Here is an 8,949-nt window from a genome sequence, read left to right on the forward strand (position 1 = left end):
AGCTACGTTGCATCGCTGCCGGGGCGTGAGGTGCGAGGCGAGAGGCGATTCTCAAGTGCTGCGATCCTTGCCGTGTGTTGCTCGGCGACCTCCGCTGTGATCTGGTCAGCCTCTTCAGGCCCCGTGATATCGGCCAGGGTTGCCCGTGACTCGGCTGACATGCATAGTGCGAGGTCTCTCCTCTCTTGATCGAGTCGCGCGGTGACCTCAGCGACGTCCGCCGGTGCGACGGCGGGTATGCCAACCAGGTTCGTGTCTCGGATGTCTTCGGCTTTCGACACCATGGTCACGGCCTGTTCCAGGCGCCGGCGGGATCCTTCGCCGTTCTCGTGCCGATATAGGTCCTTCGCCGACCGCAGATCCGCTTCGAGGGAGCGGATGTGAGCGTGATGGACGGACGGGATCACGACGGACACCCAACGGGAGACGACGTCGTCATCGACATCGGTGAGAGCTGAGGCGGCTTCCATGAGTGCAGCGCGCGCCGGGTGTTCAGTCTCGGGCATCGGCGCGTGGGTCAGCCAGGCGAGCGAGCCGAGGAACACTTCGAACTGCCCTGGTGTGAGTCGAGGTTCGCCTGACTCGGTCAGGGCTGCCTGGAAATCGATCCCGAGGCGCAAGAGCCGTTTGACCTGTGCTGCGATCGTCGTTGAGTCGGGTGCCTTGGTGATCGTCACACGCTTGACCCTAGGGGAGCGACACAGGTGCGGGTAAGGGAAATGAGCCTAGCCATGAGCACGGCGCGACACTGGTTTCTTGAAGGCATGGCCCAAAATTTCGCACTGAACTGCGGCGCTCATGACCAAGGCGATCGAGATCCGAATCCGTCCCGCGGACCGTACGGACTCCAGCCGTGCAGGTAATCCTTCAGGTCGGCGTCCGAGACGTCCGGCACGGAAGGTGGCCGGAGCGGTCCCTTGAGCGGATCGATGTTGTCGGCGTGAACTCGGATCCACTCGGCCCAGGCTCTGGCCTCGATCCGGCTGTTGGACCTGCCGCTCGAGCTCGTGAACAGGATGGCGTCGGAGTAGGCCCGCATCTGTTGAGCGGAGTCCCACCGTGCGAGTTCGTCTTCGAGTTGCTGTACGCGCTCGTCGTACGAGTAGTCCTGGACGGCCTGCGCACGGATCTGCGTCCACCGTTGCTCGACGAGGACCTGCCGTCGTTGAAGCTCCGAACGCTCCCAGTCAGCCTGAGCGGCGGCGATGTCCAAGAGGCGTAGTACCTCGGGAAGCTGGCTTTCCAACGTGCGCGACTTGCTGTCCTGCCACACCGAGTCTGACCCGCGGTAGCGGTCGTCGCCTCGGTCCTTATTCATTCGCAGTATCAGCTCGCCGGTCTGCTCAAAGTCCCGATTCCGAACTACCTTGGTCTCCCCGTGAGAGCGCCAGTCGTACGGATAGGTGGACTGCTCGACAAAGGCAGGGCCGCCCCGTGCCTTTCCATTGCGCTCCCAGATCACGACATGACGTTCCAGACGTCCCAGGCCGAGAGTGAGGTCGAACTCATGAGCATCACGCCCTTGGATGCGGTAACCACGGTCGAACGTCGTAGCGCTCCAGGAACGTTCCTGGACAGCGTCGACGATCGCCTGCAGGATGCGTGCTGCGCGCGGGATTGCCGACTTGCTGACGCGGTCGCGACGATCACGAAACGCGATCACGGCTGAGGACGCAAGGCGCAGCTGGGCCGGCACAGGAACAGCGCGTGCCTCGATCTGGACGTCGAAATCCGGGGCGAAGTACACCGTGTACCCCAGGCGCTCGTCCATCATGGTCGGTTCGAACACCACCCGTCGCCCCGTGGCGACCAGTCCCTCGCTCGTGATGAGTCCGACGATTCGATGTAGGCCGGGGCTGTACCGATGTCCCACATCGACGCGGTCGCCGGCCTCAGACAGCTCGGCGACCAATGCCTTCGCTAGCTCGACATCCTGAGCATCCCGCTGTCGTCGCGCATCGGCCTGACGCGCTTGTCGTTCCTGGATGGAGCGTTCTTGGTCGACACGGTCCTTCTGGTGCACGAGCACCTGTTGCCCGCGGTCGGTGATATGCGCTGTCCACGTGTCTCCGCGTCCGGCGACCTGTACTAGCCCGCGACCGTGTAGCAAGCGTGCGGTCTGGCGGTGGGAAACATCCTCGTAGCGGCCGTCCGGACATCCTTCGGCGATCCACGCGAGGACGTCGTACTGCCGAGGGCTGATGTGAGCATCGACGGGCGCATAGGCCACCAGCTTCACGGTCAATGGCCCGGCGCGGACGCCGACCGCACGGAGCACCTTGCCGGTCGGCACGGTGCCGGTAGCCTCGGCAGCACTGATGCCCTGACGGACCTCCGCCCGATCCTCCGCGCTCGGCTCCTCGATAAATAGAACACCGGCTGCCTCGTCGATCCGCTTCAGGAATGCTGAAGCAATGGACCGGCGTCGCCGGGCGTCGGCGTCAGGCTGTGCCTGGCCTGATCCTCGTCTGAGTTCCTTGTTCGTGGCCTGTCGAGCGTTCGTCTTCTTCCTCGCGGGACGGACCGACTCGTAGGCTTCGCCAGCAAGGAGCCGCTCGCCTGCATCGGTGATCTGAGCCGACCAGACCCCGCCCTTCTTGCTCACGGAGGCAAGCCCGCGGTTCTGCAGGGCGAGAGCGCTCGTCTTGTGCGTGAAGTCTGGCCACTCGCGTGGTGGACAGCCCTCGCCGATCCACTTCAGGACCTCGACCTGGCGCTCGTTCGGCGCCTCGTAGCTTGCCAAGCCAACCTCCACACCTGGTTCCGACCATCGAACCCGCGTCGGCCGCCTCACGAGCGAACGCGCACTCAGGAGTCGGTTGTCGCTTTCGCCCCGGACGGTCCAAGGCTGGTCGTCGGTGACTGGAGCCGTCAATGCCGGTGTCCGAAATCGTCCCACCGTTCCTGGGGCAGTCCCCCCCCAGCCGGCTCAGGGCCGCGTGGCGAGTGATCGACGCCGCTCGCGAGTACACCGTCCAACCGTGGCATGCGTAGGGGTTCGACGTGGCGAGGCGGCTACGGCCAGCACTGGCAGTGAGCGTCCCCCGTAAGCAGTGCCGATCGACAGGATGTGGTCTGCTGCTGACGGTCCCGCTCCACGCTATGGTGACCACCATCAGGTCCTGTGCCCTCCTCAGTAGGGGCATCGGCCGTAAGACTCAGCCCCCGCGAGGACCTTCATGAACTTCACGCCCGGGTCCGGCCAACCGCCGTCGGACAGCGATATTGAAGAGGTGCTCGGTGGAGGCGCTAGGCCACCGGTCGGGCGTTACCGGCTCAACCTGGCGACGGGTGAGTGGGCGTGGTCCGACGAGGTGTACGTGATGCACGGCTTCGCGCCGGGCGACATCGTGCCGACAACGCCCCTGATGCTGTCGCACAAGCACCCGGACGACCGCGCCCGGGTCGACGGCGTCCTTCGACAGGCCGCGGAGACGGGGCAGCCGTTCAGCTCAGTGCACCGCATCGTGGACGCGGCAGGAATGACCCGCACGCTGGCCGTGACCGGGCAAGGGCAGCGCGACCCCGTCACGGGTAAGGTGACCGAGCTGTTCGGGTACTTCATCGACGTCACCAAGGCGCAACGCGAAGCGGCGTCGCGCGAGGCGACGGCCTCGATCCAGGCGTCCTCGGAGCGGCGGTCGGTCATCGAGCAGGCCAAGGGCGTGCTCATGGTCATCCATGGCATCGACGAGGAAGCGGCGTTCGACCAGCTGCGTGAGGCGTCCAACCAGTCGAACATCGCCGTCCGGGACATCGCCTACTCAATGGTGCAGCTGTTCTCCGGGCCGGATGTCACGGTGTTCCCGACAAGTGAGGCCATCGACAAGTTCTTGGCCGACCCGATCCGGCCGGACGACCTCTGACGCTCCGACGGTCCGGAAGTTCCACCGAGCGGCGCGGCGGCTATTCTGTTCTCGCTTCGTCGACGGTGACGAAGCGGGCCATGCGACTGGGAAGTCGTGGTGCGAGAGTGAGGCTGGGGGCAAAGGAGGTGACGCACGGATGAATGCGCCGCAACTTCTGAGCATGCTCGCGCGATCTCTAGCCAAAGCTGAAACCGACCGTACGTGGACGATGAGGCTGTGCGAGGCATGCGTCGACGCCTCCGGGGCGCAAGGCGGTGCCCTGACGGTCGCGGCCGGGCCGGACGATCGAGTCGCCGTCAGCACACCAGGGACGTTCGAGGACCTCGAACCGCTTCAGGAGGTCCTGGGCGAGGGCCCGGTGCACCAGGCGATGGCCGAGGACCAGCTGGTGGTCATGCGCACCGATGAGGTGGTGGACGAGTATCCCGTTTTCTCTCAGCTGGCTGGATCGGTCGGCGGTGAGGTGACGCTCTACGCGGTGCAGATGCGGGCGGCGGGCAGCGTTGTCGGGGTGCTCAGCCTCTACGTGACGGATGCTCAAACTCGTAGTGCGAAGGACCTGCAGGTCCTCGCCGACATCACCGGGGCGTACCTCCTGGCGAACGCCGAGTTCCTTGATTGGTCAGAGCGAGCACTGCTCCATCGGGCAGCCGGAATGGTCATCGCCCAACTAGGGATACGCACAGAGGATGCGTTCGCGGTGATCAGGGCTAAAGCCTTCGTACGATCGACGAGCCTGCGATCCGTCGCCGTGGACGTGCTCGAACGAGGTCTGACATTCTCTTGCGATGTTTAGCAACGACGCCGCTGGAGGACGCCCGTCGAAGACGCGAACGCTGGTGACCATGATGGGCGCGAAACCCTGTTGCCTCGTCATGGAAGTCTTTCTTCCGCGAGTTGATCAGTGATTGGGCGAACAGGGACCGAGATTGGCAAGGAAACAACAGCCGCCAGTCTTGTATCGCATTTCCTGGATGACAGGTTGACGTTGCGATGCGCTCCCCCAAGCGACAAGGGGCGAGCACTAAACCACGGTGGCCGGGATCCCAACCTCGCTCGCTGTGCCCATCGGCGCGATCATCCTGGTACTGGTGATCTTGGGTGGCGACCACGGTGCTCACGCGCGGCCGTCACAATGACGATGGCGACGACCGCAGTTTCCTCAGCCCCGAAACATAGCCCGACGACTACGGGCAGCTGCACTGCGCCCGATCGGAATGCTGCATAGAAAGGCCCCCCTGTGGCTCGACCAAAGTTCATTGTCATGACCGTGATGATCACGCTCGCCGTCGGATTTATCGTGGCCGCGCTCCTGATCCCGAGGCTGGCTGCCGAGAGTCTGCGTGAGGGCGACACTGGTGCTGCTCCGCAGATGGGGCACATCCACGGGATCGGGGGCTGACCTGGGTGACGGTGCCGTCAACGCGGGAACGCACTACGGCTTGTTCCGGATCGCCGACGGTCGCGCGACCCGGGTCGCAGACCGGGTGCAGGACTACATGGTGTGCACCGTTGCCGGGCCCGGGTCACTTCCTGGCGAGCGGACACGCACCCCGGCCAGGGCAGGGTGGGCCCAGCTTGGCCGGCCTCATCGAGAGCACCGACACGCGGCGGCGAGTGGCGCGGCGTCCTCAGCATTGCGAGGCGCCGATCAGTCGTCGGGTGGAACGCACGGTGTAACCGGTACGTTGGGATCGGCGGTGCCCTTGTGGGTGCTGCCTTTGACACCCTGATCCCGGAAGGACCATGGACGACAGTCGAAGTACGAACACCCAGGCACGCGCGCGACTCTTTGGGAGGTGCGCTCGATGATCTGGGTGCTCTCCCTTCTGCTCGGCGTTGTAGTGATCCTGGCCATCACCGTGCTCACGGGATATTTCGTGGCGCAGGAGTTCGCCTATATGGCGGTCGACCGCTCTCGCCTGGCGGCCCGTTCTGAAGCCGGCGACACCACCGCCTGCCGCGCCCTTTCCGTGACCCGACGCACCTCCTTCATGCTGTCCGGCGCGCAGCTGGGAATTACCGTGACCGGCCTGTTGGTCGGCTACGTGGCAGAACCTCTGGTCGGCGCCGCCGTCGGCGACGGGTTGGACGATGTCGGTGTGCCGACCGGCGTCGGCGTCGCGATCGGTACCGTCGCCGCGCTGCTGCTGTCCACGGTGGTGCAGATGCTCTTCGGCGAGCTGTTCCCGAAGAACCTCGCGATCGCCCGCCCCGAGGCGGTCTCGCTCTGGCTGGCCCGCTCGACCACCATGTATCTGACCGGTTTCGGCTGGCTGATCCGAGTGTTCGACGCCGCCTCCAACGCCCTGCTCCGGTTGCTGCGGATCGAGCCGGTGCACGACGTCGAGCACTCCGCGACCGCCCGCGACCTGGAGCACATCGTCGCTGACTCCCGCGAGAGCGGCGACCTGCCGACGGACCTGTCCAACTTGCTCGACCGCATCCTCGACTTCCCGCGCCAGGACGTCGAGCACGCCATGATCCCGCGCTCCCACGTGGACACCGTCGAACCGGACGCGACTGTTGGCGAGGTCAAGGCGCTCATGGCGCGCAGCCACTCTCGGTACCCGGTGGTGACCCAGGACGACGCAGTCGGCGTCGTGCACCTGACCGACCTGCTCTCCGGCGACGTACCCGATGACGCCCCGGTCACCGCCGTCGCCCGCCCGCCGCTGGTCCTGCCCACCGCGATGGCCCTGCCCGACGCACTGCGTGAGCTGTCGACCAGCCGGAACGAGATGGCGTGCGTCGTGGACGAGTACGGCGGCTTCGCCGGTGTACTCACGTTGGAGGACCTGGCCGAGGAGCTGGTCGGTGAGATCACCGACGAGCACGACGAGCCCGAGCAGCCGCTGCTCACCTCCGACGACGACGGCATCTGGACCATGGCCGGCGACGTGCACCTGGACGAGGTCGAGCGTGCTGTCGGACACGACCTGCCCGAGACCGAGCACGAGACGATCGCCGGACTTGCCGTCGCAACTCATGGCTCGCTGCTCGCCGTGGGCGAGTCGGTCGACATCGACCTGCCCGATGACCCGGCCGATCTGGCCACCAACGAGCCGCCACCCGACCGCGTGCTTCACGTCGAGGTCCTGGAAGTCACACGGCACGTGCCCGCACAGGTGCGTGTCACCGTGCAGGAGCGCTCGCGCGGCACAGTCCATGGAGCCACCACCGAGGCCGAGGAGGCAACCCGATGAACGACCCCGTCATCGTGGCTATCGCCACGGTCTTGATCATCGCCGCCAGCGCATTCTTTGTCGCTATCGAGTTCGCCGTCCTGGCCGCCAAGCGGCACCGCTTGGAAGACGCCGCGGCATCCAGCCGGTCGGCGCGCGCCGCGCTACGGTCCTCGAACGAGCTGACCGTGCTCCTGGCGGGTTCCCAGCTCGGCATCACCGTCGCGACCCTTGCGCTCGGCGCTATCACCAAGCCAGCGGTACACCACTGGATCACGCCCGTCGTGGAGACGTGGGGTGCACCGCACTGGATCGCCGACGTCGCAGGGTTCGTCCTGGCACTGATCATCGTCACGTTCCTGCACCTGGTGGTCGGCGAGATGGCACCGAAGTCATGGGCCATCGCCCACCCGGAGACGTCCGCCACCCTGCTCGCCCTGCCAATGAGGGGCTTCATGTGGCTGACCCGGCCCGCGCTCATCGCACTGAACGAGGCCGCGAACTGGTGCCTGCGCCGGGTGGGCGTAGAGCCCACCGGGCAGGTGGCCTCCGGGCGCAGCCCCGACGACCTGCGCCACCTGGTGGAGCACTCCGCGAACGTGGGCGCGCTGGATGCCGTGTACTCCGACCAGCTCTCCGGCGCCCTGGACTTGCGCCGTCTCACGGTCGCCGACCTGGTAGCGGGCCACGCTGAGCCCGTCGCAGTCCCGGGAACGGCCACGGCCGCCGACGTGCGTGCCGCCGCCGACCGGTCCGGACACCTGCGCATCCTGGTACAGGACGACGACGGCAACCCGACCCGCGTCGTGCACGTGCGCGACGTGCTCCTCGAACCGGACGACCGGCCCGTCACCGACCTGGCACGCCCGGCCTACACCCTGGATCCGGCCACGCCACTGCACACCGCCCTGGCCTCGATGCGCGAGACCCGCAACCACCTCGCCGTCGTATCGACCCAGGACGGCCGCGGGGTGATCACCCTGGCGGACGTGCTCGCCCGGATCTTCCCGCGCACGATCGCGGCCGCCTGAGGAGCAGTCGGCTAGGAAGGACTGGATGACACCGCTGCTGCTCGCGATCCTCGTCTTCGCGGGTGCTGCCCTGATCACCGTGCTGGGCAGCATCCGGCTGGCCGGGCTCGGCGACGTCCTGGCCGACCGGACCGGCTGGGGCGAGGCGATCTTCGGCGCCGTGTTCTTCGGCGTCTTCACCTCGCTCAGCGGCATCGTCATGACCGCGGTGTCCGCCGCCGACGGCTACCCGGAGCTCCCGACTTGGCTCAATTAGTGCGTGCGGTGGATGAGGTCGACGGCCTTCTGCAGGTCGTCGGGTAGCGGGTCAGCGGCGGTGATCGTCTGCCTGCCGGCGGTGATCGTGACCTCGCGGTGTCGGCGGGCGGTCTTGACGAACTTGCGGATCGACCAGCCAGTCGTGTTCTCGATCCACCGGGACACGGCCAAGGCTGCGAACACGATCGTCAGGTGCGCCTCGATCGAGTGCCTGACGTGGTGGAAGACGGGCCGGGCGGCGAGGTCGGACTTGCTCATGCGGAACGACTTCTCGACGTTGAGCAGCGCGGAGTAGGTCGCGATGACGTGCTCGGGGGTGGGGTCGTCGAGGTTGGTGACGTAGGACTTGATCCCGGCCAGCGCCCGTGCCTTGGTCTCCAGGTCGCGGTTGACGGCTTTCTTGGCGCCGGTGAGCTTGACGAACCGGTTCCGCTTCACGGCGGTCTTTCCTGCGACGGCGTGCTCGGCCTTGCGGACCTGCTCGTCGATTCCGTGCAGGGTGCGTTTGGCACGGGCGGCAGAGTAGGCGTAGTAGTACGTGTGGTCGCGGCGTTTGTCTGACGGGCTGGCGGGCCAGGGCTGGGTGAACACGTGCCCGTCGGGGAT

At 66.4% G+C, this 8,949-nt stretch carries 8 protein-coding genes and 1 pseudogene; 6 read left to right on the top strand and 3 right to left on the bottom strand.

Features of this window, described 5'->3' with window-relative positions; genetic code table 11:
- Positions 1–2: 2 nt before the first annotated feature.
- Positions 3–677 carry a hypothetical protein gene (locus tag AB0F40_RS20095; RefSeq protein WP_357471536.1) on the bottom strand — a complete coding sequence of 225 codons (675 nt, stop codon included), beginning with the start codon at positions 675–677 and terminating at the stop codon, positions 3–5.
- 119 nt (positions 678–796) lie between these two features.
- Positions 797–2,743 (bottom strand): hypothetical protein, encoded by a 1,947-nt coding sequence (locus AB0F40_RS20100; RefSeq protein WP_357471539.1) that lies wholly within the window; start codon positions 2,741–2,743, stop codon positions 797–799.
- 436 nt (positions 2,744–3,179) lie between these two features.
- On the opposite strand from AB0F40_RS20100, the gene AB0F40_RS20105 reads away from it, so the two are divergent.
- The 6 genes from AB0F40_RS20105 to AB0F40_RS20130 all read left to right on the top strand — a co-directional run bounded on the left by AB0F40_RS20105 (position 3,180) and on the right by AB0F40_RS20130 (position 8,341).
- Positions 3,180–3,866, top strand: coding sequence for a PAS and ANTAR domain-containing protein (locus AB0F40_RS20105; RefSeq protein ID WP_357471542.1), 687 nt, complete (start codon positions 3,180–3,182; stop codon positions 3,864–3,866).
- Between the two features lie 139 nt (positions 3,867–4,005).
- On the top strand, positions 4,006–4,665 hold the full coding sequence (locus AB0F40_RS20110; RefSeq protein ID WP_357471545.1) for an ANTAR domain-containing protein: 660 nt from the start codon (positions 4,006–4,008) through the stop codon (positions 4,663–4,665).
- A 468-nt stretch (positions 4,666–5,133) separates the two neighbouring features.
- The gene (locus AB0F40_RS20115) at positions 5,134–5,271 is read left to right on the top strand and encodes a hypothetical protein (protein ID WP_357471547.1); all 138 of its coding nucleotides are present in this window, start codon (positions 5,134–5,136) and stop codon (positions 5,269–5,271) included.
- 406 nt (positions 5,272–5,677) lie between these two features.
- A complete protein-coding gene (locus AB0F40_RS20120; RefSeq protein WP_357471549.1) occupies positions 5,678–7,075 on the top strand; it encodes a hemolysin family protein in 1,398 nt (465 codons plus the stop codon).
- A complete protein-coding gene (locus AB0F40_RS20125; protein WP_357471552.1) occupies positions 7,072–8,085 on the top strand; it encodes a CNNM domain-containing protein in 1,014 nt (337 codons plus the stop codon). Before AB0F40_RS20120 ends, AB0F40_RS20125 begins: the two co-directional genes overlap by 4 nt.
- A gap of 25 nt (positions 8,086–8,110) precedes the next feature.
- A complete protein-coding gene (locus tag AB0F40_RS20130; protein WP_357471555.1) occupies positions 8,111–8,341 on the top strand; it encodes a hypothetical protein in 231 nt (76 codons plus the stop codon).
- Here AB0F40_RS20130 and AB0F40_RS20135 read toward each other — a convergent pair.
- Positions 8,338–8,949 (bottom strand): annotated as a pseudogene (locus AB0F40_RS20135) (IS1634 family transposase); the annotation flags it as partial. The gene AB0F40_RS20130 and the pseudogene AB0F40_RS20135 overlap by 4 nt on opposite strands.

Origin of the sequence: Promicromonospora sp. NPDC023987, assembly GCF_040639055.1 — a bacterium.
Taxonomy (GTDB): domain Bacteria; phylum Actinomycetota; class Actinomycetes; order Actinomycetales; family Cellulomonadaceae; genus Promicromonospora.